The 805-nt window shown below is 71.7% G+C and carries 1 pseudogene; it reads left to right on the top strand.

Annotation, left to right across the window (positions count from 1 at the left end):
• A pseudogene (locus tag G3N99_RS41090) lies at positions 1-805 on the top strand (nitric oxide reductase activation protein); the annotation flags it as partial.

Below are 805 nucleotides of genomic sequence, written 5' to 3' on the forward strand. Positions count from 1 at the left end.
TGCGCGCGACGCTCGGCCATGCCGCGCTGCGCGTGCCGGGTGCGTTGGCCCCTGCTGCACGCATCGCGGCGGCCGCGCACGCGCTGGCACACTGGCGACATTCGCCGTCCGGCGAACCGGTCGACAAGCTGACGCCGATCGGCGTCGCCGTCGCCGGCCTCATCGAGGATGCGCGTGTCGAAGCGCTGCTCGCACGCACATGGCCGGGGCTCGCGACCTTCTGGGCGCCCGCGTTCGCACCGATCGATCGTGAAGGGCTCACGTTCGGCCGCCTGTGTGCGCGGCTGGCGAAAGCGCTGTTCGATCCGTCGTATCGCGACGGCAACCCGTGGGTCGACAAGGGCGTGCAACTGTTCAACGAACATCGCGACACGCTCGACGACTACCGCGCGTTCCGCACGATCGCATCGCGGCTCGCGAACGATCTCGGCCAGATGCGCGTGCGTTTCGAGCCCGACGACGGCGCGTGGCTGCCCTATCGCGACGACAACGCGTGGCTGTGGGCGCAGCCGGCCGCCGTCGCAGCCGAACAGGCGGGCAACGAAGGCGTCGAGATGTCGGCGTCGACCGGCGGCCACAGCGACGAACCCGACGACGAACCGCCGCCCGCGCCCGATGCGCCGCGCTATCCCGAGTGGAATTGCCACACGCAGCGCGAACGTCGCGACTGGACGACGATCGTCGAACGCGCGCCGGCCACGTCGGTAGCACCCCGTTCGCTTGCCGCGCTGATCGAAGCCGACCGGCGCACGGCGAAGCGGGTGCCGTCTCCGCGTGCGGCCGAGCCGATGCGGCGCGTCGGCCG

The organism is Burkholderia sp. Ac-20392, assembly GCF_017104585.1.
GTDB lineage: Bacteria > Pseudomonadota > Gammaproteobacteria > Burkholderiales > Burkholderiaceae > Burkholderia > Burkholderia lata.